18 protein-coding genes are annotated in these 22,579 nt (G+C 67.9%); 7 read left to right on the top strand and 11 right to left on the bottom strand.

Annotated features, from left to right (window positions below; translation table 11 throughout):
* Window positions 1-151: 151 nt before the first annotated feature.
* From AC731_RS14855 to AC731_RS14830, 6 genes are all read left to right on the top strand, one after another.
* Entirely contained in the window at window positions 152-1,681 is a 1,530-nt protein-coding gene (locus tag AC731_RS14855) for an AmpG family muropeptide MFS transporter (RefSeq protein WP_004257567.1), read from the top strand.
* Window positions 1,681-2,409 (top strand): AzlC family ABC transporter permease, encoded by a 729-nt coding sequence (locus AC731_RS14850; protein WP_156480726.1) that lies wholly within the window; start codon window positions 1,681-1,683, stop codon window positions 2,407-2,409. The genes AC731_RS14855 and AC731_RS14850 overlap by 1 nt, the downstream gene beginning before the upstream one ends.
* Complete coding sequence (locus AC731_RS14845; RefSeq protein ID WP_048707204.1) at window positions 2,406-2,729, top strand: AzlD domain-containing protein; 324 nt, start codon at window positions 2,406-2,408, stop codon at window positions 2,727-2,729. Before AC731_RS14850 ends, AC731_RS14845 begins: the two co-directional genes overlap by 4 nt.
* A 22-nt stretch (window positions 2,730-2,751) precedes the next feature.
* On the top strand, window positions 2,752-3,504 hold the full coding sequence (locus AC731_RS14840) for a uracil-DNA glycosylase family protein (RefSeq protein ID WP_048707203.1): 753 nt from the start codon (window positions 2,752-2,754) through the stop codon (window positions 3,502-3,504).
* 98 nt (window positions 3,505-3,602) lie between these two features.
* The gene (gene can, locus AC731_RS14835) at window positions 3,603-4,250 is read left to right on the top strand and encodes a carbonate dehydratase (RefSeq protein WP_048707202.1); all 648 of its coding nucleotides are present in this window, start codon (window positions 3,603-3,605) and stop codon (window positions 4,248-4,250) included.
* Between the two features lie 20 nt (window positions 4,251-4,270).
* A complete protein-coding gene (locus AC731_RS14830) occupies window positions 4,271-5,194 on the top strand; it encodes an ROK family protein (protein WP_048707200.1) in 924 nt (307 codons plus the stop codon).
* Here the strand turns inward: AC731_RS14830 and AC731_RS14825 are convergent.
* From AC731_RS14825 to speE, 10 genes are all read right to left on the bottom strand, one after another.
* The gene (locus tag AC731_RS14825; RefSeq protein WP_048707199.1) at window positions 5,191-8,199 is read right to left on the bottom strand and encodes an HD domain-containing phosphohydrolase; all 3,009 of its coding nucleotides are present in this window, start codon (window positions 8,197-8,199) and stop codon (window positions 5,191-5,193) included. The two genes, AC731_RS14830 and AC731_RS14825, sit on opposite strands and share 4 nt — an antisense overlap.
* Before the next feature lie 173 nt (window positions 8,200-8,372).
* A complete protein-coding gene (locus AC731_RS14820) occupies window positions 8,373-10,550 on the bottom strand; it encodes a primosomal protein N' (RefSeq protein WP_004257542.1) in 2,178 nt (725 codons plus the stop codon).
* A 387-nt stretch (window positions 10,551-10,937) separates the two neighbouring features.
* On the bottom strand, window positions 10,938-12,008 hold the full coding sequence (gene hemE, locus AC731_RS14815) for a uroporphyrinogen decarboxylase (protein WP_004257537.1): 1,071 nt from the start codon (window positions 12,006-12,008) through the stop codon (window positions 10,938-10,940).
* A 100-nt stretch (window positions 12,009-12,108) separates the two neighbouring features.
* Window positions 12,109-13,566 (bottom strand): TrkH family potassium uptake protein, encoded by a 1,458-nt coding sequence (locus tag AC731_RS14810; RefSeq protein WP_048707198.1) that lies wholly within the window; start codon window positions 13,564-13,566, stop codon window positions 12,109-12,111.
* A gap of 12 nt (window positions 13,567-13,578) precedes the next feature.
* Window positions 13,579-14,982: a Trk system potassium transporter TrkA gene (trkA, locus tag AC731_RS14805; RefSeq protein WP_048707196.1), complete on the bottom strand. Its 1,404-nt coding sequence runs from the start codon at window positions 14,980-14,982 to the stop codon at window positions 13,579-13,581.
* A gap of 93 nt (window positions 14,983-15,075) precedes the next feature.
* Window positions 15,076-16,323, bottom strand: coding sequence for a sigma-54-dependent transcriptional regulator (locus AC731_RS14800; protein ID WP_004257510.1), 1,248 nt, complete (start codon window positions 16,321-16,323; stop codon window positions 15,076-15,078).
* Between the two features lie 5 nt (window positions 16,324-16,328).
* Complete coding sequence (locus AC731_RS14795; RefSeq protein ID WP_048707194.1) at window positions 16,329-18,449, bottom strand: sensor histidine kinase; 2,121 nt, start codon at window positions 18,447-18,449, stop codon at window positions 16,329-16,331.
* Window positions 18,446-19,048: a DUF4390 domain-containing protein gene (locus AC731_RS14790; protein WP_038011312.1), complete on the bottom strand. Its 603-nt coding sequence runs from the start codon at window positions 19,046-19,048 to the stop codon at window positions 18,446-18,448. The genes AC731_RS14795 and AC731_RS14790 overlap by 4 nt, the downstream gene beginning before the upstream one ends.
* Window positions 19,008-20,258, bottom strand: coding sequence for a 16S rRNA (cytosine(967)-C(5))-methyltransferase RsmB (gene rsmB, locus AC731_RS14785; protein ID WP_048707192.1), 1,251 nt, complete (start codon window positions 20,256-20,258; stop codon window positions 19,008-19,010). Before rsmB ends, AC731_RS14790 begins: the two co-directional genes overlap by 41 nt.
* Before the next feature lie 161 nt (window positions 20,259-20,419).
* The gene (gene speE / locus AC731_RS14780; RefSeq protein ID WP_048707190.1) at window positions 20,420-21,304 is read right to left on the bottom strand and encodes a polyamine aminopropyltransferase; all 885 of its coding nucleotides are present in this window, start codon (window positions 21,302-21,304) and stop codon (window positions 20,420-20,422) included.
* Window positions 21,305-21,343: 39 nt separating this feature from the next.
* Between speE and AC731_RS14775 the strand changes: the two genes are divergently transcribed.
* Window positions 21,344-21,610: a hypothetical protein gene (locus AC731_RS14775; protein WP_048707189.1), complete on the top strand. Its 267-nt coding sequence runs from the start codon at window positions 21,344-21,346 to the stop codon at window positions 21,608-21,610.
* A 183-nt stretch (window positions 21,611-21,793) separates the two neighbouring features.
* Here the strand turns inward: AC731_RS14775 and AC731_RS14770 are convergent, their stop codons facing one another.
* A complete protein-coding gene (locus AC731_RS14770) occupies window positions 21,794-22,564 on the bottom strand; it encodes a TSUP family transporter (protein ID WP_048707187.1) in 771 nt (256 codons plus the stop codon).
* Window positions 22,565-22,579 lie beyond the last annotated feature (15 nt).

Below are 22,579 nucleotides of genomic sequence, written 5' to 3'. Positions count from 1 at the left end.
GAAGCTGGAAACGCGGAATGCGCGCATTGTTGAGGCAGATGGCGCCGGACGCAAGCAACGTATCGAATTGTGTAAACCGGCGCCCTCCCCCGATCTGCGATAATGCGCCGCTCCGCAGCGCCTCCCGCCTCGTCCCTTGCACCCCACCCCCTTGCCTGCCTCCCTGTCTCCCGCCCTTGCGCGCGCCTGGCGCCTGTCCGCCATTCTGGTGCTCGGCTTCGCCTCCGGCCTGCCGCTGGCGCTGACCGGCCAGGCGATGCAGGCGTGGCTGACGGTGGACGGCGTGGATCTGGCGACCATCGGCTTCTTCGGCCTCGTCGGCGTGCCCTACACCTTCAAGTTCCTGTGGGCGCCGCTGATGGACCGCTTCGAGCCGCCCTGGCTCGGTCGTCGCCGCGGCTGGCTGGCGCTGACCCAGCTGGCGCTGGCGGTGCTGCTATGGTGGATGGCGAGCCTGTCGCCCACCGCGACGCCGGGCCTGTTCGCCGCCGCCGCGGTGCTGGTGGCCTTCCTGTCGGCCTCGCAGGACGTGGTGGTCGACGCCTACCGCACCGACCTGCTGCCCGAAGCCGAGCGCGGCCTGGGCGCCTCGGTGCACGTCTTCGCCTACCGCCTGGCGATGATCCTGTCCGGCGGCATCGCGCTGATCTGGGCCGGGCAATGGGCATCGTGGCCGCGGGTTTACGAAACGATGGCGCTGATCATGCTCGCCTGCGGCGTGGCCTCGCTGCTGGCGCTGCCGCGCGTGTCGGCCGCGTTGAAGCCGCTCGATTCCGACCCGAAGCGCGAGCTGGTCGGTTTTGCCGCGATGCTCGCCGGCGTGGCCGCCGGCTACTGGATCGCGCGCCAGGCGCTGATCCTGATCGGGCTGAACCCCGACGACACGAATCGCTGGATCCAGCTGCTGTTCGTCCTCGCCGAGATCGCGCTCGCCCTGCCGCTGGCGTGGTGGGCGGCGCGGCGCGCCGGCTTCGAGACGCTCAACCGCTCGCTGTCGAGCTACTTCGCGCAGCAGGGCGCGGCCGCCTTCCTCGCGCTGATCATCCTCTACAAGCTCGGTGACGCCTTCGCCGGCAGCCTGACCACGCCCTTCCTGATCAAGGGCATGGGTTTTTCGCAGGAAGAGGTCGGCATCGCCAACAAGGTCATCGGCATCTGGCTCACCATCCTCGGCGCCTTCATCGGCGGGCTGATCATGACGCGGCTGGCGCTGTACCGCTCGCTGCTGCTGTTCGGCGTGCTGCAGCTGGTGTCGAACTTCGGCTTCTACCTGCTCGCCCAGCTCGGCAAGGGTGCCTGGGGCGCGGTGATGATGCCGGCCTTCGACTGGGGCTTCGTGTCGCTGGATGCGCCGGCGGCGCTCGACCTGCTGCTGCTCACCGTGATCGCCGGCGAGAACATCAGCGGCGGCATGGGCACGGTGGCCTTCGTTGCACTGCTGATGGGGCTGTGCAACCAGCACTTCACCGCCACCCACTACGCCATGCTCTCGGCCTTCGCCGCGGTGGGGCGGATCTACGTCAGCCCGCTGTCGGGCGTGCTGTCGCAGAGCATCGGCTGGCCGGCATTCTTCATCTTCTCGATCATCGTCGCGATACCCGGCGTGGTCATGGTGTGGTGGCTGCGCGAGGCGCTCGGCCGCCTGGGCCGGCCGCAGACCGACGGCGCGGTGGACGACTGATGGCCGGGGCCGGCATGAGCGCGGGCGGCGAGTTCCTCGCCGGCTGCCGCGACGAGGCACCGCTGCTCCTCGGCGTGGCCCCCTTCGGCATGATCTACGGCATCGCCGCGCTATCTGCCGGCGTGCCGGCCTGGCTGGCGCAACTGGCCTCTGCCGTGGTCTTCGCCGGAGCCGCGCAGCTGGTCATCGTGCAGATGCTGGCCGCGGGCGCAGGCGCCCTGCCGATCGCACTCACCTCCGGCCTGCTCAATCTGCGCCACGTGCTGTACAGCGCGTCGATGGCCGAATACGTGCGCCACCTGCCACGACGCTGGCGCCTGCTGCTGGCCTACCTGCTGACCGACGAGGCCTACGCGGTTGCCGTGCTGCGTTATCAGCGGCGCGACCACAGCGAACCCCCTGCCCCCGCGTCGGACCTGCGCCACTGGTACTTCTTGGGCGCGGGCTTCACGCTGTGGGCGGGCTGGCAGCTGTCCACCGCGGCCGGCCTGCTGTTCGGCGCGACGATCCCGGCCGCATGGGAGCTCGATTTCGCCGTGCCGCTGACCTTCATCGCGCTCCTGACCCTGCTGCTGCGCGAGCGTGCGGGCCAGGCTGCGGCGCTGGTCGCCGGCCTCGGCGCCCTGGCCTTCGCCGCCCTGCCCTACAAGCTCGGGCTGGTCGCGGCGATCCTGCTCGGGCTGCTGGCCGGCGTATGGACGGTACGCCGCCTGGAGCGCGCACGATGAGCGCCACCACCCTGGTCCTGCTGCTGGTGTTCGTCGGCGTGCTGACCTTCCTCTACCGCTACGCGATGATCGGCGTCTTCGCCAGCCGCAGCCTGCCCGGCTGGCTGCATGCGCTGTGCCGCCACATCGCCCCCGCCAGCTTCGCCGCGCTGACCGCCAGTGCCTTGTTCGTCAGCGCTGGAGAAGTGCAGTTTGCCTTCGACACCCCTCGCCCATGGGCGGCGCTGGTCGCCGTGACCGTCGCCTGGCGCACGCGCAACGTGCTGGCAACCATTGGCGCCGGCATGGCGGCGCTGTACCTGCTGAAGCGCCTGTTCTGACCCCCCTCACCCCGCACGCCCGATGACCGACACCCACCCGACCGCCACCACCCTGATCGACGCCGCCCGTACGCTTTCCGATGCGGTCGATGCGATGCGTTTCGCGCCGCCGGTCACCCACGTGTACAACCCGCTCGACTACGCCTGGGACGTGCATCGTCGCTATCTCGAGCGCTTCGGCGCAGGGCGCAAGCGCGTGGTCTTCGTCGGCATGAATCCCGGCCCCTTCGGCATGGCGCAGATCGGCGTGCCCTTCGGCGAGATCGCCAGTGCGCGCGACTGGCTCGGGCTGGAAGGACCGGTCGGCCAACCGCGCGAAACCAACCCCAAGCGCCCCGTCGAAGGCTTCGCCTGCCCCCGCTCCGAGGTCAGCGGCCAGCGCCTGTGGGGCTTGTTCCGCGCGCGATTCGGTACGCCAGCGGCCTTCTTCGCCGAGCACTTCGTCGCCAACTACTGCCCGCTCGCCTTCTTCGAGGGCGGCCGCAACCTCACGCCGGACAAGCTGCCGGCGATCGAGCAGCGCCCGTTGCTTGAAGCCTGCGACGCCCACCTGCGCACCCTGATCGCCACCCTGCAACCCGACTGGGTGGTCGGCATCGGCAACTGGGCCGAAAAGCGCGCGACGGAGGCCCTGGGCGACACCGCCCAAGTGAGGTTCGGTCGCATCCTGCATCCCAGTCCGGCCAGCCCGGCCGCCAACCGCGGTTGGGCAGAGGCGGCGACACGGCAGCTGGTCGGGCTGGGCATCTGGCCCGAGGTGTCCGCCGGCGCCTGAAAGCGCGCCATCGCGACACCGGCCGCCCGCACGCTTACGCCCGTCGCACGAATTATTCATAATTTCGCCTTTACGCGATTCCAGACAGAGAAACGGCCATGGCCCAGACCATCGAACACCTCTTCGCCAACAACAAGGCCTGGTCCGAACGCATGCATGCCGAGGACCCCGAGTTCTTCGCCCGCCTGGTCAAGCAGCAGTCGCCCGAGTACCTGTGGATCGGCTGCTCGGACAGCCGCGTGCCGGCCAACCAGATCATCGGCCTGGCGCCGGGCGAAGTCTTCGTCCATCGCAACATCGCCAACGTCGTCGTGCATACCGACCTCAACGCGCTGTCGGTGATCCACTACGCGGTCGAGATGCTGCGCGTGAAACACATCCTGGTCGTGGGCCATTACGGCTGCGGCGGGGTCAAGGCCGCCCTCAACGACAACCGCACCGGCCTCACCGACAACTGGCTGCGCCACGTGCAGGACGTGCGCGACCGCCACGAGGAGCGCCTCGCGCAGATCGACGACCCCAATGCCCGCCTGGACCGGATGTGCGAACTCAACGCCATCCATCAGGTGGTCAATGTGTGCCAGACCTCGGTGTTGCGCGAAGCCTGGCAGCGCGGCCAGGGCGTCACGGTGCACGCCTGGTGCTACAGCCTCGACGACGGGCTGGTCCGCAACCTCGGGGTCAGCGCCCGCAGCCGCGAGGAGGCGATGGAGCTCTATCGCGGCGCGGTCGAGCGCATCGCCTGACGGTTCATCGCGGTCGCGACATGCGCATCGGCGTCGACCTGGGTGGCACCAAGATCGAGCTGGTCGCGCTCGACGAGGACGGTGGCGAGCGCTTCCGCCGCCGCGTGCCGACGCCGCAAGGTGACTACCAGGCCACGCTGCGGGCGATCGTGGGCCTGGTTCAGGACGCCGAGCGCGCCATCGGCCGCAGGGCCAGCGTCGGCATCGGCACGCCCGGCTCGCTGTCGCCGGTCACCGGCCTGATCCGCAACGCCAACTCCACCTGCCTCAACGGCCAGCCGCTGCAGCAGGATCTGGAGGCGCTGCTGCAGCGGCCGCTGCGCCTGGCGAACGACGCCAACTGCCTCGCGATGTCCGAAGCCACGGATGGCGCCGGCACGGGCGCGGAGGTGGTGTTCGCCGTGATCCTCGGCACCGGCGTCGGTGGCGGCCTCGTCGTGCGCGGCGGGCTGGTCAGCGGTGCCAACGCCATCGCCGGCGAATGGGGCCACAACCCGCTGCCGCTGCCCGGTCAGGACGACCTGCCCCTGCCCGCCTGCTATTGCGGCCGTGCCGGCTGCATCGAGACCTACCTGTCCGGGCCGGGCATGGCGGCCGAGCACCAGCGGCGCTACGGCGATCGGCTCGACGCGGCGGCAATCGTCGCGGGCGCGGCGCGGGGCGACATCGCCTGCGAAACCACGCTGCAACGTTATGAACAGCGCCTCGCGCGCGCGCTGGCCAGCGTCATCAACCTGCTCGACCCGGACGTGATCGTGCTCGGTGGCGGGCTGTCGCACATCGAGCGCCTGTACGCCAATGTGCCGCGGCTGTGGAAGTACGCCGTGTTCTCGGACCACGTCGCCACCCGCCTGCTGCCGGCGCGCCACGGCGACGCGTCCGGCGTGCGCGGCGCGGCCTGGCTGTGGCCGGCCTGCAGCGACGGCCCGGCGCCGGCCCGCTAGGCCGGCTGGCCGATTTCCTGCCCGTCCAGCAGGGCGTCGACCTCGACTGCATCGATCTGCCCGGGTTCGACGAAGCGCTGCGCATACGCGAGGTAGGCCCCGGAACGCAGGAACAGGGCGAACAGGGCCGGATCGATGTGCCCCTCGCGGGCCATGCGCGCCATGATCGACAAGGCCTCCGACAAGGTCTTGCCGCGCTTGTAGGGGCGGTCGCGCGCGGTGAGCGCCTCGTAGATGTCGGCGATCGCCATCATCCGCGCCAGCGGGCTCATCTGCTCGGCCCGCAAACCCTTGGGGTAGCCGCTGCCATCCATCTTCTCGTGGTGCGAGACGGCCACTTCCGGCACGCCCGCGAGGTGGCGAGGAAACGGCAGGCTGCGGAGCATGATCTCGGTCTGGATGATGTGGGCATTGATCAGGTAGCGCTCCTCCTCGGTCAGCGTGCCATAGCGCACCCCGAGGTTGTGCAGTTCGCCCAGGTTCTGCCGCCAGCGCGGCGGCTGCATGCGGAAACCCCATCGGTTGTCTGCCGCGAAGCACTCGTCCGTGCGGCGCGGAACGAGGTGCTCCGGACGATCGGCGAGCAGCGGCTCGGGGTGCGGCAGGAGCGCAGCCGGCGCCGCCTGCCTGCGCGCGGCCTCCTCGTGCGAGAGCCCGAGACGGTCGTCCAGCGTACGCGTCCAGGTGCGGCTGGCAATGCGGTGCAGGCGTTCCACGTCGGCGTCGGCCATCGACTCGCTCCCCTGGTTGCAGCGCGCGACGAAGGCGAAGTCGTCGTCGAGTGCGACCAGTTCCTCGTCGCGCAGGCGCTTGCGCGCATCGGCGTCCGCGCCGTCCAGGATGTCCTGCAGGCAGCGCAGTTCGGCCTCGCGCTTGAGCACCTCGAACCGCATCCGGACCTCGTGGATGCGGTCGTACAGGGTCTGCAGCTTGGTCGCCTTGTCGACAACGTACTCGGGCGTGGTGATCTTGCCGCAGTCGTGCATCCAGGCTGCGATGCGCAGGATCTCCCAGCCATTGTCGTCGAGCTTGAAGTCCGCATACGGGCCCTGCTTCGCCTCGCACGCGGCCTGGGCCAGCAGGCGGGCGAGCTCGGGGACGCGCGCGCAATGACCACCGGTGTGCTCGCTCTTGGCGTCGATCGCACCGGCGATCATGCGGATCAGGGCCTCGAACAAGGCCTTCTGCGCGGCGATGAGGGCCCTCGCTTCGAGCGTGACTGCCGCGAGGCCAGACAGCGCGCTGATGAAGGCGAGACGGTCATCGTCAGCCGGTGCGTCCAGCAGCAACAGCAGGGCGCCGACGAGTTCGCCCTGGCGGTTGATCAGCGGCACCGCGATCGCCTGCGACACGCCCAGCGCGTTCGCCTGCGCCTGCAGGCCGAGGGCGACGAGATCGGCATCGGTCAGCGCCGCGGAGCGCACGGCGCGCGCGGCGAGCGCCTCGCCCAGCAGCGGCCCGAGTGCGTCGAGCGCACGGGCGGCCTGGGCAATCTGCCCGGGCGGACGGGCATGCATCCACTCCCCCGCCTCCGCGTCTGTTGCAGCCCAGGACGCAGTGTCGGGCAAGGGATGACCCTCGCCGTCCAGCGTCGCGACCGGCGCCAGGTGTCCGTCGGTCGCGAGGTAGAGCACCCCGCCCTGCGCCCGCGTCGCCGACAAGGTCTCCCCGAGCAGACGCGGCAGCAGGCTGTCGAAATCGGGTTCGCCGGCGACCGCAGTGTTGAGTTCCAGGAAGCGGCGGATCGTCTGTCGCATCCCGTCCATGGTCTCGCCCAGCACCTCCACCTCGCGAATGCGCGAGCGCGGCGCGCCGACCGGCGCAAAGTTGAAGCGGCGGATCGCCTCCGCCTCGGCTGCGAGCGCCCGCATGGGACGGGCGATCTGGCGCGCGAGCAGCCAGGTGAGCGGCGCGGCGATGCAGAGCACGAGGACGGTGATGACGAGCGCGACGTTGCGCTGGTGCAGCGCTCCCGCCATCAACTCCTGCTCCGGGATGGCCATGACCACGAAGCTGGCGTCGACGTGTTCCATCTGCAGGGCCGTGGCGCTGAGCAACCACGCCTCGCCATCGACCACGCGCTTGCGCGCGAGCGTGCCACCGGGCGCGGCCCGGGCTTCGGCAATGAGGCCGCCCTGGTCGCGGAAGGCTGGATGCGCCAGATCCTGCAGGTGCTGCAGGCGCTGCACACCGCGCGCGTCGGGCGCTGCGACCGGCAGGCTGGCATCGTCCAGGGCCACGATCCGTCCGTCCCCGTCAGCCAGCACGAGGCGCGCACCGGGCGTCACCTTCTGCCGCGCGAGGACTGCGCCCAGGGTGTGCAGGCGGATGTCGGCGCCGATCACGGCGCTACCGTTGCCGGCACGCCGTGCCAGGGTGATGCCCACCTGCTGGTCGGAGAAGAAGGGATAGGGCGGGGTCACCAACAGTTCACCGTTCTGCGGGGCGTCGCGGTACCAGTCGCGCCGGCGCGGATCGAACGCGTCCGGATACTGCGTCCGCTCGCGCTGCGCCAGCACGCCGAGGGCGGCATCGAGGAACAGGTAGCGCCCGCGCAGCGCGCCGCCCGCGTCGCGGTCTATGCTCTGCACCAGGTAGGCCGTCTGCGGCGGCGCCTCGAACCGCGCCCGCTCCGCCTCGCCGGCCAGTCTGCGCACGAAGAAGAACTGGCCGTCGCCATAGCCGACGTAGAGCGAGGACAGCGCCGCCGAACCCGCCAGCGCCGCACGCGCCGCGGGCAGCCGCCGCAGGCGCTCGTCGAGCGTGGCAGCGTCCGCGAGGGCGTCCTCGCTCAACAGCCTGAGCGCCATGTCGGCGGGCTGCACCAGGTGATACAGGCTGCCCCGCACCTCGCGGTTGATGCGCAGCGACTGGTCCTCGGCCACCGCCGACAGCATGTTGCCGGCAAGCTGCTGGCCGATGAAGGCCAGCAGCCCGCCGACCAGCAGGACAAGACCCAGCGCCAGCGCCAGGACATGCGTATGAAGCGGAAACGTTCGCGCCATGCCAGCGGCTCCCTTCGCGACGATCGATCGAAACCGCGCGCGACGGCATGGAGGTATGCCGGACGCACAGCAGCGGGTCGTCGTCGATCATGACGCATCATCACCCAGCTTGGGTAGCGCGATGTCACGACAAGCCGCCCCCCGAGCGACCGGGAGCAGCCCGACCGCCTCGCTCAGACCTCGAGAGGATCCACGTCCAGCTGCCAGCGCAACTCGCGCGCGGTGCGCTGGCGGTACAGCAGCGCCACCCAATCGGCGAGAAAACCCTGCAGCACGCCGCGCTGGTCGGCTTCGAGCAGCAGTTGCGCGCGCTCGCGGCGGGCCAGGCGGGTCATGCGCATGGGCACCGGGTCGTAGATGCGCAGGCCTTCGGGCGCGCGCTCCTCGGCCAGCCGCCGCGCGTGGCGCAGGAACTCGACGGCATCATCCAGCGCGGGCGCATCCGCACGCAGCATGGCCTGGTAGGTGAAGGGCGGAAAACCCGCGCTGCGCCGCTCGGCCAGCTCCATGCGCGCGAAGGCATCGAAGTCGTGGCGTGCGAGGTGCAGGTACAGCGGATGCGCGGGGTACTCGGTCTGGATCAGCACCTCGCCGGGCAGCGTGCCCCGCCCCGCGCGACCGCCCACCTGCATCAGCTGCTGGAACAGGCGTTCGGGCGCACGGAAATCGGCCGCATGCAGCGAGGCATCCGCCCCGATCACGCCGACCAGTGTCAGCTTCGGGAAGTCGTGTCCCTTGGCCATCATCTGGGTACCGACCAGGATGTCGGCCCCGCCGTCGGCGATCGTCGCCAGCAGACTCTCCCACTGCTTGCGGGTGCGTGCGGCATCGCGGTCGACGCGCAGCACCCGTGCCTGCGGAAACAGCTCGGCCAGGCGCGCCTCGATGCGCTGCGTACCGCGACCGAAGGGCTGGATGTCCTGGTTGCCGCAGCTCGGGCAGGCGTGCGGGATACCGCCGTCGCAACCGCAGTGGTGGCAGCGCAGGCGGCGGTCGACCAGATGAACGACCAGGTTGGCCGAACAGTGCGGACAGCGGCTGACCCAGCCGCAGGACGGACAGGACAGCACCGGTGCATAGCCGCGCCGGTTGAGAAACACCAGGCTCTGCTCACCGCGCGCCAGGCGCTGCTCGATCGCTGCCTTCAGGCCGGGGCTGAGGCCCTCGTCCAGCTTCAGGCGGCGCACATCGATGCAGCGCACGGCAGGCATGGTCGCGGCCACCGCACGCTGGTTCAGCACCTGGAGCGCATAGCGGTCGTTGCGGGCGTGATACCAGGTCTCGAGCGAGGGCGTGGCCGAGCCGAGCACCACCGGTACATCGCCCTGGCGGGCGCGCCACACCGCGACGTCACGTGCCGAATAGCGCACCCCTTCCTGCTGCTTGTAGGAGGCGTCGTGCTCCTCGTCGACCAGGATCAGGCCCAGACGCGGCAGGGGCGCGAACACCGCAAGCCGGGTGCCGAGCACGATATCGGCGTGGCCGCTGAGCGCCTGCACGAAGCCACGTGAACGCGCCCCATCGGCCAGTCCGGAATGCAGGCTGACGACGTTCGCCGCAGCGAAGCGCTGCGCAACGCGGCGCTCGAGCTGTGGGGTCAGCGCAATCTCGGGCACCAGCATCAACACCTGCTTGCCCTGGGCCAGCGCGTTGGCGGCGAGACGCAGGTAGACCTCGGTCTTGCCACTGCCGGTCACGCCGTGCAGAAGCCACGCACGAAAGCCCGGGCCGGCGTCCAGGATGGCGTTCACCGCCTCACCCTGCTCCGCCGTCAGTTCGGGCTGGGGGCCGGTCGCGTCGCGGCGCAGATCGCCGATGGCCGCCTCGACCAGCCAGCCGCGACGCAGCAGGTCGCCGACGGCCTCCCCGCCTTCGCGTTCGCGTACCGCACTGCGGCGCCAGGGCGGCGTGTCCTGCGCCAGCGCCTGCAGCAAGGCCAGCGCCTTGCTCGGCCGGCGCGCCGCGCGCAAGGCCTCGCTACCCGCTGCGCCAAGCGCCAGCAGCGGGTCCGCGTCATCGCCGCTGACGCCATCGGCTCGGCGCAGACCCGGCGGCAACGCCAGCGCGACGACTTCGCCGAGCGGCGCGTGATAGTAGCGGGACACGAAACTGACCAGCGCCAGCCAGTCGCCCGGCAGGGGCGGCACGTCACGCTGGATGTGATGCACGGGCTTGAGGCGGGCGACCTCGACGTCCGCCTCGGACGCCACCGCCACGATCAGGCCATTGCGCTCACCGCGCCCGAAAGGCACCTTGACGCAACGCCCGACGTCCTCTGCGGACGCATCTGACGCAAGGTAATCAAACACTTGCGGCAGGGGCACGGGCAATGCGACACGGACGATGGGCATGCGTAAACGGAGACAATCTGAAAAGACGTTGAACGTCAGTAACTTGCGGGCGTTTCGTGAGAACCAGCCGAGAAAACGTAGGGCAAGTCTTTGGCAGGAAAACCGACCCGGCGCTTGTCCACAAAACCTGTGGATAAGTTTGTGGGGAAAGTGGGAACATCAGGCGCAAACCGGCGCCACATCAGGCTTTTCGTCACATTGCCTTAACATTGTGCGAAATTTTTATTCTTATTTTTCAATAGCTTAATCGATCAGCCGCATAACCCGCCGGTGCACTGCGCGCCCAGGCTCAGGAACGCGCAGTTGTGCATAAGTCAAGCCTTGAAATACAAATATCGTGCTTGACAGGCCGCCGCTCGCGCCTCCCGGGCGACGGCCTGCCACGCCTCAGCCCTGGGCGCGCAGCTTGCGGCTGTGCGCGTGAACGGTGTCGACCAGCACCGAGACGTTCTCCGGGGGCGTGAATTGCGAGATGCCATGGCCGAGGTTGAAGACATGGCCAGGATGGTTGCCGAAGGCGTCGAGCACACGACGGGCCTCCGTCGCCACGGTCTCGGGCGGGGCGAACAGCACATTGGGGTCGATATTGCCCTGCAATGCCACCTTGTCGCCGACGAGCTGGCGGGCGCGACCGATGTCCATCGTCCAGTCGAGGCCCACCGCGTCGTAGCCGACGGCGGCAATCGATTCGAGCCACAGGCCACCGCCCTTGGTGAATACGATGCTCGGCACGCGCACGCCGTCGCGTTCGCGGATCAGCCCAGCCTGTACCTGCTCGAGGTAGCGCAGCGAGAACTCCTTGTAGGCGGCCTCGGACAGCACCCCGCCCCACGAGTCGAACACCATCACGGCCTGGGCGCCGGCCTCGATCTGGGCATTGAGGTACTTCACCACCGCACGCGCGGTGACGTCGAGGATGTGGTGCATCAGGTCCGGGCGGCTGTAGGCCAGGCTCTTGACCTTGCGGTAATCGTCCGACGAGCCGCCTTCGACCATGTAGCAGGCCAGGGTCCACGGGCTGCCGGAGAAGCCGATCAGCGGCACGCTGCCGTCGAGCGCGCGGCGGATCTCGCTGACCGCATCCATCACGTACTGCAGCTCGGCATGCGGGTCCGGCGCGCTGAGGTTGCGGATCTCCCACTCGTCCTTGAGCGGACGCTCGAAGCGCGGCCCCTCGCCTTCAGCGAAGTAGAGGCCGAGGCCCATCGCGTCGGGCACGGTGAGAATGTCCGAGAACAGGATGGCCGCATCGAGGTCGTAGCGTGCCAGCGGCTGCAGCGTCACTTCGCAGGCCAGCGCGGGGTTCTTGCAGAGGTTGAGGAAACTGCCTGCACGCTTGCGCGTTTCGCAGTACTCCGGCAGGTAGCGCCCGGCCTGGCGCATCAGCCAGACGGGCGTGTATTCGGTGGGCTGGCGCAGCAGTGCGCGCAGGAAGGTGTCGTTCTTGAGACGGCTCACGTCGAGTCCTCTTGGCAATCGTTCGGGCACAAGCCGTCATTATCGCCCGTCGGCGCCGGCGGTGGGGTTGTCACGCATCAAGCCGGTGCGCAACGCCCCTTCAGCGGCGCCAGAAAGCCGGCGTCAGCACGACGAGAAAGGTGAAGATCTCGAGTCGCCCGAGGATCATCGTGAACGCCAGCACCCACTTGTGGAATGCGCTGAGCGCCTGATAGTTCGCCGCCGGCCCCACTGCCTCGAGCCCGGGTCCGGTGTTGTTCAGGCAGGCCACGACGGCGGAAAAGGAGGTCACCAGCTCGAGACCGGTGGCCGACAGGATCAGCGTCAGGCTGACGATCGACACCATGTACATGAAGCTGAAGCCGAGCACGGCATGCAGGATCGTCTCGGGTACCGGCTTGTTGCCCATGCGCACCGGACGCACCGCATGCGGGTGCAGCGAGCGGACGATCTCGCGCAGCACCTGCTTGTACAGGATGATCGCGCGCATCATCTTGATGCCACCGCCGGCCGAGCCCGAACAGGCGACGAAACTGCCGAGGAAGAGGATCCAGATCTGCGCGAACATGGGCCAGCTGGTGTAGTCGTCGATGGCCAGACCGAGCGAGGTCGAGATCGACACCACATGGAAGGCCACGTTGCGCAAGGTCGTGAACAGGTCGGCGTGGATCTGCCAGTACATCATGTACACGGTCAGCATGGCGATGCTGAACAGCAGCACACCGAAGTAGAACGGGATCTCCGGATCGCGCAGGTAGGGCCGGAACGAGCCACGCACCAGTGCGAGGTAGTGGGTCGCATAGTTCAGGCCGGCCAGCAGGGCGAAAGTGATCGTCACCAGTTCCACGTTGAGGTTGTCGAAGTGGCCGAGCGAGGCATCCTTGCTCGAGAACCCTCCCAGGCCGGTGATCGTGAAGGCATGGATCAGCGCATCCCAGCCCTCCAGCCCGGCCCCCCAGAGACTGAAACCGCAGGCGACGGTCAGCAGCAGGTAGGTCAGCCACAGCCCCTTCGCGGTCTCGGCGATGCGCGGCGTGAGACTGGCGTCCTTCATCGGCGTCGGCACCTCGGCCTTGTACAGCTGCCGGCCGCCGATGCCCAGCAGCGGCAGGATCGCCACCACCAGCACGATGACGCCCATGCCGCCAATCCAGTGCATGAAGGTGCGCCACAGGTTGATCGAGATCGGCAGGTCGTCGAGGCCGGTCAGCACGGTGGCGCCCGTCGCGGTCAGCCCCGACACCGCCTCGAAGTACGCATCCGTGAAACTGAGCGTGGGCAGGAAGGCCAGCAGCGGCAGGGCACCGAACAGCGGCAGGACGACCCAGGTGGCAGCGACCAGGAAGAAGCCGTCGTGCACCCGCAGGTCGCGCCGTACGCCGCGGGTGATCGTCCACAGGATCAAGCCCGCGACGAAGGTGCCGAAGATCGCCTGGTCGTAGGCCAGCGTCGCACCGTCGTCGAGCCAGGCCGACACCGCGAGCGGAAAGCCCATCAGCAGGCCGAAGATCATGATGATCAGGCCGAGCGCATTCAGCGGTGGGTGGTAGGCACGCATGAGGGTGAGCGCTCAGAGGAAATGGAAGCCGACCTGGAACAGCTTCTCGACCTTGCGCACCAGGTTCTTGTGCGTGCAGAACACGATCACGTGATCATCCTCTTCGATCACCGTGTCGTGGTGGGGCATGATCACCTCCCGCCGCACCACGCGCCCGTCCTCGCGTTTCTCGTCGCGCACGATGGCCCCGATGGTCGCGCCCTTGGGCAGCATGATCTCCTCGATCGGCCGTCCGACCACCTTGGAGTCCCTGCGGCTGCCATGGGCGATGATCTCGAGCGCTTCGGCGGCACCGCGGCGCAGGCTGTGCACCGCAACCACGTCGCCGCGTCGCACATGCGCCAGCAGCGTACCGATCGAGGTATGAGCCGGCGAGATGGCGATGTCGATCGGCCCGCCCTGCACGAGGTCGACGTAGCTCTTGCGGTTGATCAGCGCCAGCGTGCGGCGCGCGCCCATGCGCTTGGCGAGCGAGGCGGACATGATGTTGTCCTCCTCGTCGTTGGTGAGCGCGACGAAGAGGTCGGTCTCGTCGATACCCTCGGCTTCGAGCAGCTTCTCGTCGGTGGAGTCCCCGCGCAGCACGAGCGCCTTCGTCAGCTGCGTGGCCAGCGTTTCGGCACGGTCGCGGTTAACCTCGAGAATCTTGACGTGGTAGTTCTGCTCGATCGACTGCGCGAGACGGAAGCCGATGTTGCCGCCACCGGCGATCATGATGCGGCGCATCGGCCGGTCGGAACGGCGCAGCTCACGCATCACCTGGCGGATGTGCACCGTGGCCGCAAGGCAGAAGACCTCGTCTCCCGGCACGATGATGGTGTCCCCCTGGGGAATGATCGGCAGCCCGTTGCGGTAGATCGCCGCGATACGGACCTCGACGTTCGGCAGGTGAAAGCGCAGGGCCTTCAGCGGGTGGCCCACCAGCGGGCCGCCCTCGAAGGCACGCACACAGATCAGGCTGACGACGCCCTCGGCGAACTCCAGTACCTGCAGGGCCTCGGGAAAGGCGATGAGGCGCTTGATGTAGTCGGTGACGACCTGTTCGGGGCAGATCGAGAAGTCGACGGCAAAGTTGTCGTCGTCCAGCAGTTCCGGATGATCGACATAGTCGGTGGAGCGCAGTCGGGCGATCCGCGTCGGCAGGTTGAACACCGCCTTGGCGATGCGACAGGCGCACAGGTTGGTCTGGTCCGACTGGGTCACGGCGATCAGCAGGTCCGCGTCGTTGGCCCCTGCCTCGCGCAGCACCGAAGGCGAGGCGGCGTTGCCGCAGACCGTACGCACCTCGAGGCGGTCGCGCAGGGCGGCAAGGTACTCGGCGCTGGTATCGACGAGCGTGATGTCGTTCGCCTCCGAAACCAGGTTTTCCGCGACCGACGCGCCGACCTGGCCGGCGCCGAGAATGATGATCTTCACCGAGCGTTCCCGAGATGCGTTTCAGCGGCGGATTCTACGCTGCCGTGCAACATCCAGATACAGCGATTGCTGCAATGCAACACCCGCCGCGGTTCAGGCTTCCTCATGGCGGCGCCCCGCCTGCAGGCCCAGTTGCTTGAGCTTGCGGTAGAGGTGCGTCCGCTCGAGGCCCGTCTTCTCGGCCAGTCGCGTCATGTTGCCGCCCTCGAGGCGAAGGTGGTGTTCGAAGTACAGGCGCTCGAAGGCCTCGCGCGCCTCGCGCAGAGGCTGGTCGAGCGATACGCCGACCGAGCCCGCCGCCGCATCAGGGGGTAGCAAGCGGCGCACGTCACCCGCGCCGATCTCCTCCTCCAGCGTTCCCAGCGCCAGCGACTTCACCGCCGCGCGCAGTTCGGCATAGCCGCCTGGCCAAGGAAGGTTGCGCAACTGGTTGAGCGCGGCCGTGGAGAAGCGCCTGAGCGGCACCTCGCCGCCTTCGGACAGATGCATCAGGACCTGGCTCGCCAGCTCGGGCAGGTCGTCGCGCACGTCCGCGATCGACGGCGGCGCCAGACTGACTTCGAACAGGCGCGACACCAGCGCCTCCTCCCAGCCTTCGGCGAGCAGTCCCTCCGCGCTGCGGTCGGTCGCGACGACCACGCGCAGGTCGTAGCGGTCGAGCCGCTCGACGGCGAAGGCGAGGTTCTTCTGCTGCGCGCGCGACAAACGCGCGAGCTCGCCCACGAACAGCACCCCGCCCTGCGTTGCCTGCAACTGCGCGATGTCGAGCGGCGCACTGATCGCGGACAGGTCGAGCCATGCCGGGGAGCTGCTCTGCACGCTGCGGGCGACGAGCTCGGCCAGGCTGCCCGCGCCGACACGCAGCAGCAGAACGCGCGTGCTGCTCGCGATCTGCTCCACCCGCCGGCGCAGCTCGCGCAGGGGCACCGAGCGCGTGAACGCCGCCAGGGTCAACGGCGCCGGGGCGCCTGGTGCCTGAGGGCGCTGCAAGCCACGCTTGACCGCCGCCAGCAGCTTCTGCAGGGCGATGGGCTTCTCGAGGTAGTCGATCGCCCCGATCCGCGTGGCCTCGACCGCGGTGTCGATCGTGCCATGGCCCGACATCATCACCACCGGCATGTTGAGCTGGCCATTGGCCGCCCACTCCTTGAGCAGGGAGATGCCGTCGGTGTCCGGCATCCAGATGTCGAGCAGCACCATGTCGGGGCGGCCGGCGTTGCGCATCGCGCGTGCCGTACCCGCGTTCTCCGCCAGCAGGATGTCGTAGCCCTCGTCGCGCAGGATCTCGGACAGGAGCTCGCGAATGCCGACTTCGTCGTCAACGATCAGTATCTTTGCCATCTTATTCAGTGTTTACCATTCATTTCGGCCAAGCGCAGCCGGATACGGATCTCCGCCCCGCCACCATCGCGGTTCGCCAGCCGCACATCGCCGCCGTGCTCGTCGACGATCTTCTTCACCATCGCCAGTCCCAGTCCCGTGCCCCGCGACTTGGTCGTGAAGTAGGGCTCGAACGCATGTGCAAGCAGCTCGGCCGGGAACCCCGGCCCATTGTCGCGGAACAGCAGCGCCACGCGCTCACCCTCGACCCGCGTGATCACCCTCACCTCGCCGTCCTCGGTCCCGGAGAGCGCATCCTGCGCATTCTGCAGGATGTTGTGGACGACCTGCCGGATCTGGCTGGCGTCGCCTTGCACCAGAGGCAGTCCGCCCTCCAGTTCGAGCCGGATGTGCGAGGCAAAGCTCTCGTACAGGTTCAGGATCTCGCGGATAAGGGCATTGAGGTCGATCGCCGACAGTTGCGGCGCGGGCAGGCGCGCGTAGTCGCGGAAAGCGTTGACCAGGTTCTTCATCGCCTCGACTTGGTTGACGATGGTCGTCGTGCCGCGCTCGAGCATCTCGCGGCTGCTGTCGTCGAGCTTGTCGGAAAGCTTGAACGCAAGCCGCTCGGCGGAGAGCTGGATCGGCGTCAGCGGGTTCTTGATCTCGTGTGCGAGCCGCCGGGCAACCTCGCCCCACGCCGCCGTGCGTTGCGCTGCCACCAGACGCGAGATGTCGTCGAACACGACCACCAGGCCACCGCCGGTGCTCTTGGGCAGGCGCGAGCCGTGGATCAGCAGCGTGAGCGGCGTGCTGTCCTTGACCGGCAGCTCGATCTGGCTTTGCCAGTCGCCCTCGTTGGCGGCGAAGCCTTCGAGCAAGGCGTCGCGGAAGCCTTCGAGACGCGGCCATTCGGCCAGCGTGATGTCCTCGAAGCCGGCCAGTTCGTCACCGAGGATCTGCATCGCGCCGTGGTTGGCCGCGCGCAGGCCGCCCTCGGCGGAAAAGGCCAGCACCCCGGTCGACAGGTTCGCCAGCACGCTCTCCAGATAGGCGCGCGCCGACTCGACCGCCGCGCGGTTACGCTCGGCGGCCGCGCGCGCATCCTCGAGCTGACGCGTCATGCGGTTGAAAGACTGGGTCAGCACGCCCAGTTCGTCGCGTGCCGGCAGCGCCTGACGGGGGCTGTAATCGCCCTGTGCGACCGCCTGCGTCCCTTCGGCCAGGATCAGCAGCGGCGCTGCCAGCCGGCGCGCGATGATGAAGGCGGCGGCGAGTGCGGTCAGCAATGCCAGCAACAGCGTCAGGGTCAGCGTGAGCGTGTAGATGCGGTTCAGCCCCTCGCGCCCGAGGGTGAGCTGCTGGTATTCGCGGTATGCATCCTGCACCGCCTCGGCATGGCGGCCGAAGCTCTCGGGCACGGCCTGTGTCAGCTGCAGCAGGTTGGGTTCGCCCGCCAGCGTGCGCAGGGGAATCGGCACGATGACACGGATGACCAGCCGGCCATCCTTCTGGCTCTCGATCGCATGGAAGATCCGTGTCTGCCGCGCCTGGCGCAGCTGGGTGACGCTGGGCAGGTCCGGAAGCAGGGCTGACATCGCATCGGCCGCCGTAGCGAGCACCTGGCCATTGGCGGCAATCACCGTGACGCTGCCAACGCCCGCCTGTTCCCGCAGCCGGTTCAACATGACCGCCGACACCGTGCTCGCGTCTTCGAGCTCCAGCACCATGTCCCCTGCCTTGTCACCCATCTGGCTGACGAGGTAGTCGAGCGCGTTCTGCCCCAGCGCGATGCCGCCCTCCAGCGCAGACTCCACCCGAACGTCGAACCACGACTCGATGCTGCGCACCACGAACTGCAGCGACACCGCGTAGATCACGAGACCGGGAACGACGCCCATCAGCCCGAACATCAGCACCAGCCGGTACTTGAGCCGCGAGCCAAACTGGCGCGAGCGGTACTCGCGCCATAGCTGGCGCAACTGCACGCCCACCAGTCCGCCCAGGACCACCGCGAGCACGCCATTGAAGGCAAGCAGGTAAGGATAGCTGCTGGCGAAGAGATCGGAGTTCGAGCTCGCCGAGGTGAGCAGGAACAGCGAAATGCCTGCCAGCGCAGCGGCAATGACGAGAAGGATGCGTTTCATCGCTGGCCCGCCGCACCCGGAAGGAAGGTCCACGTCGCCCAGTCGGTGCCGAGGTTCCAGTCCCGACTGCCGATCGCCGTGACCTGGAAGGGCTTGGGCAGTTGCGAGGTATCGAGGCGGAAGCGGAGCGCAACCTCGTGCGACACCCCCGCCGTCAACTCGGCGAGCTCGGCAACCTGCCAGTTGCGCACCCTGCGCATCGTGCGTACGGCACTGTCCAGGGAGTCGAAGCTCTGATGGAAACTGCCGATCGAAAGGCGATAGCTGCGCGTGATCGGATGGTAGGACAGCCGGTAATCGAGACTGCGATCGACGACGACCTCGTCGAGCCAGTACCAGCGTGGACGCTCGATGCGCAGCTCGGTGGTGAAGTACAGCGATACGCCCCGGCTCACCGCGTCGGCCAAGCGGGGGTTGAGCTCGACGTCGATGTCGGCGTTGAGCACGTAACCGCCCTCGCCTGCGACGACCTCGGCGCTCACGATACGCGCCTCGTTGGCGCGTGCAAGCGTCGCACACGCCATCAATGCGAGCAGCGCGACGACGCGCAGGGCGCGGTCACGCCTGCTTGCGGAGCCGGGCAAAGTAGAAGCCGTCATGTTCGGCGTCGGGCAGCAACTGGCAGTCGGAGGCAGCATGGATGGGCACGCATTCGGCATCGGCATGGCGATCGAGGAAGCGTGCGATCTGCGCCGCATTCTCCTGCTCGAACACAGAGCAGGTCACGTAAAGCATTGTGCCACCCGGCGCCAGCGTCTGCCAAAGCGCATCGACGATGCGCCGCTGCTGCTTCGCGAAGCCCGCGATGTCCTCGTCGCGACGCAACCACTTGATGTCCGGATGACGGCGCACGACACCGGATGCCGAGCACGGCACGTCGGCGAGGATGCGATCGAATGGCCGCCCGTCCCACCAGCTGCGCAGGTCGCAGCAATCGGCCACACGGATCTCGGCGCGCAAGCCGAGGCGCTCCAGATTGGCGCCGATACGCTGAGCGCGCTGCGGCTCCAGTTCGAGGGCGAGCAGCTCGACGTCGGCGGACTCCAGCAGGTGCGCCGTCTTGCCGCCCGGCGCAGCGCAGGCGTCGAGCACGCGTTCGCCGTCCCGTGGGGCCAGCAGTCGAGCGGCCTGCTGGGCGCCTGCGTCCTGCACCGACACCCTGCCCTCGGCATAACCCGGCAGGCGCGCCACGGCCACTGGCTGCGCCAGCAACAGGGTGGCATCGCCCAGGCGCTTTGCCTCGATTCCCGCCGCGGCGAGTTCGGCACGCGCGGCCTCGAGCGTGCAGCGACGCAGATTCACCCTTAACGCCATCGGCGGACGCTGATTACCCACCGCGAGCACGGCCTCCCACTGCTCGGGCAGGGACGCCCGGATCCGTTCGATCCACCAGGCTGGATACGCGTGCGCCGACACCCGGCTCGCGCCAATCCATCCTGCCCATTCGGACTGCTGCCGCAGCGCGTTGCGCAGCACCCCATTGACCATGCCTTTCAGGCCGGGCATCGCCGTCGCCACTGCCTGCACCGCCTGGTCGACCGCCGTGTGGGCCTGCGCAGGACGCTGGCTCAGGCGCTGAACGGCCACCAGCAACAGGGCCTGGACCAGGGTCGGTGGCGGGCTGTGCAGCAGGCGGTCGAGCACGGCATCGCCGCGACCGAAGTCGCGCAGCGTCGTCCAGGCGAGATCGCGCACAGCCCCGCGCGTGGATTCGGGCCAATCCCGATGGGCTTCGAGCATGCGCTCGAAGGCGTCGGTGAGATTGCCGCCCTCGATCACGCCAGCAACCAGTTCGGCAGCCCGCAGCATGGCATAGCCAAGGCTGTCGACCGGCAGAGCCGGGGGCGGAGCAGACCGCGATGTGCGAACCGGCGCCGCGTGCGAGCGCGGGCGGACATGAGCGCGACGAGGCGCAGCGGAAGACGAATTCACGAGGGACCTGATTCGGGCGACACGCGTCGCCGGCCGCTTCAGGCCAGCAACGCGCGCAGATGGTTGGGAAGGGCAAACTGTGCGCAATGAACAGCGCCATTGTAATGTTGAAGGCGCGCAATCCGGCGCTCGGCAAGCCTCCGCTCGATCTCGTCGGCTCCCAGTGCGCAGGGATCAAGTTGATTGGAAGCGGTCGCCAGCCCCCAAAGGCTTCCGTAAAGCGGGACATAAAGGAAATACGGCCTGACAAACCGGAACACCCGTCGCAGGCGCTGGACGAGTTCGCGTACACGCTCGGGCTGGAAGATCGGCGGCCCGATGTGCAAGCTCAATGCGCCGTCGTCGGCCAGCAAGGCGTTGCTTGCACGGAAGAAGTCTTCCGAGTACAGGGCCTCGGCGGGCCCCACCGGATCGGTCAGATCGAGCACGATCAGCTCATAGCGCTCCCCGGCAGCCGGCCCGTCGGACATCAAGTACTGCATGCCATCGCCAATTCGAATATCGACCCTCGGATCATCGAGCGATCCATGGTGCACGGCATCAAGATATCGGCGGGAGATCTCCACCACCTTCTCGTCGAGCTCCGCGATCACGATGCGCTCGATGCCCGGATACTTCAGCAACTCCTCCGCCGAACCGCCATCGCCTCCACCCACGATCAGGGCCTTGCGTAACCCGGCGTGAGCCATGCCCGGCACATGGATCAGGTTCTCATGGTAGAAGAACTCGTCACGCTCCGAGGTCATGAAGCAGCCATCGAGACGGAACAGGCGGCCGAAGGCGGGCGTATCCCACACCTCGTAATCCTGCCACTCGGAACGCCCCTTCTCGAGCAGACGCCCCGCACGGCAGAAGAAACCCACGTCGGCGCTAAGCTGTTCGGCAAGAACACCCTCCTGAGCCGGAAGCAGACGCCCCTTCATCGCTCAGGCCTCGACGGGCAGGCGCCCACGCATACGCCGATGCTCGACGCGCTCATCGGGCTGAAAAGCATCGATAACACGGGAGCACCCAGTACGCACACGATCCTTATTGCCTCGCGAATGGTTGCAGACATTCCTATCGCGCACCACATCGGCGCTTGCCGGCAAAGGCGAGTAGGACTCCACGCGCACGACCGCCCCGCTGACGCCGGCCGGCACACCGTGCTCGGCATGAAACGAAAGAAGCCCGCCCCAAAACGCCAGTCCGCCTTCGCGACACTCTTCGGCGCGAAGGGTGTCTGCTGAGGCCCCCATTCGCGCATCAATGCCTTGGACGCTGCCGCGGCACAGCGCTGCGATGAGGCAAAGTCCGTTCATGCCCCGAGCGGACGGGGACGACGAATCGGACGAGCGATTTTACCACGGCGAGAATGAGAGCATTCAGGCAAACATACTTGGCAGTATGTTTCACGTGAAACACCGCCCGGATCAGCGGAGAAAGGTGTCGTACGCCAGTCTTGCAATCAAAACGCTGACCACGGCAAGGAACATCTTGCGCACGAACCCGGTTCCATGCCGCATTGCCATCCGCGATCCAACAACCGACCCCGTCAGATTGCACACCGCCATCAACGCCGCAAGCTGCCACATCAACTCGACATTCCCGGCAAAGTACGCGATTGCGGCAACGTTCGTCGCCACATTCAGAATCTTGGCGGTGACGGAGGCCCGCAGGAAATCCATGCCAAGGAAACGGATGAAGAGGAAGATCAGGAAGCTGCCGGTACCTGGCCCAAAGAAGCCATCATAGAAGCCAACCACTCCACCAATCGATACTGCCAGGGTTACCGAGCGCGCCCCATGGATCGGCTCCGTCGAGATCGAACCGAGATCCTTGCGCACGAAGGTATAGACGGCGACCATAACCATCAACATCAGGATGAGCGGTCGCAGGAGTGCCGGATCGAGAAAGGCAACGGCCTTCGCCCCAAACCACGAACCGACAAGGGCCGCGACTGCCCCCGGGGCAGCGACAGCCCAGGGGATGGCCACCCGACGGCTGTACTGGATCGCGGCGCTGGTCGTACCGATGACGCTGGCAAGCTTGTTCGTTCCGAACAGCGTAGCCGGCGCGACGCCCGGATAGGCGGTAAAAAGGGCCGGCAACTGGATCAAGCCGCCGCCACCGACGATCGCGTCCACGAAACCAGCAAACAGCGCAGCGACCCCGAGCGCCAGAACGAGAAACTCGACTTCCATCAGAATTGTTTCACG

It is taken from the genome of Thauera humireducens (assembly GCF_001051995.2).
In the GTDB taxonomy this organism is placed as follows: domain Bacteria; phylum Pseudomonadota; class Gammaproteobacteria; order Burkholderiales; family Rhodocyclaceae; genus Thauera; species Thauera humireducens.
This window is presented reverse-complemented; position numbering and strand designations above follow the sequence as displayed.

Excerpts from the sequence above, each read along its gene's own strand:
- AC731_RS14850 (WP_156480726.1), top strand. The coding sequence starts at position 1,681 with ATGGCCGGGGCCGGCATGAGCGCGGGCGGCGAGTTCCTCGCCGGCTGC.
- AC731_RS14845 (WP_048707204.1), top strand. The coding sequence starts at position 2,406 with ATGAGCGCCACCACCCTGGTCCTGCTGCTGGTGTTCGTCGGCGTGCTG.
- AC731_RS14840 (WP_048707203.1), top strand. The coding sequence starts at position 2,752 with ATGACCGACACCCACCCGACCGCCACCACCCTGATCGACGCCGCCCGT.
- can (WP_048707202.1), top strand. The coding sequence starts at position 3,603 with ATGGCCCAGACCATCGAACACCTCTTCGCCAACAACAAGGCCTGGTCC.
- AC731_RS14830 (WP_048707200.1), top strand. The coding sequence starts at position 4,271 with ATGCGCATCGGCGTCGACCTGGGTGGCACCAAGATCGAGCTGGTCGCG.
- AC731_RS14825 (WP_048707199.1), bottom strand. The coding sequence starts at position 8,199 with ATGGCGCGAACGTTTCCGCTTCATACGCATGTCCTGGCGCTGGCGCTG.
- AC731_RS14820 (WP_004257542.1), bottom strand. The coding sequence starts at position 10,550 with ATGCCCATCGTCCGTGTCGCATTGCCCGTGCCCCTGCCGCAAGTGTTT.
- AC731_RS14810 (WP_048707198.1), bottom strand. The coding sequence starts at position 13,566 with ATGCGTGCCTACCACCCACCGCTGAATGCGCTCGGCCTGATCATCATG.
- AC731_RS14800 (WP_004257510.1), bottom strand. The coding sequence starts at position 16,323 with ATGGCAAAGATACTGATCGTTGACGACGAAGTCGGCATTCGCGAGCTC.
- AC731_RS14795 (WP_048707194.1), bottom strand. The coding sequence starts at position 18,449 with ATGAAACGCATCCTTCTCGTCATTGCCGCTGCGCTGGCAGGCATTTCG.
- AC731_RS14790 (WP_038011312.1), bottom strand. The coding sequence starts at position 19,048 with ATGACGGCTTCTACTTTGCCCGGCTCCGCAAGCAGGCGTGACCGCGCC.
- rsmB (WP_048707192.1), bottom strand. The coding sequence starts at position 20,258 with ATGCTGCGGGCTGCCGAACTGGTTGCTGGCGTGATCGAGGGCGGCAAT.
- speE (WP_048707190.1), bottom strand. The coding sequence starts at position 21,304 with ATGAAGGGGCGTCTGCTTCCGGCTCAGGAGGGTGTTCTTGCCGAACAG.
- AC731_RS14775 (WP_048707189.1), top strand. The coding sequence starts at position 21,344 with ATGCTCGACGCGCTCATCGGGCTGAAAAGCATCGATAACACGGGAGCA.
- AC731_RS14770 (WP_048707187.1), bottom strand. The coding sequence starts at position 22,564 with ATGGAAGTCGAGTTTCTCGTTCTGGCGCTCGGGGTCGCTGCGCTGTTT.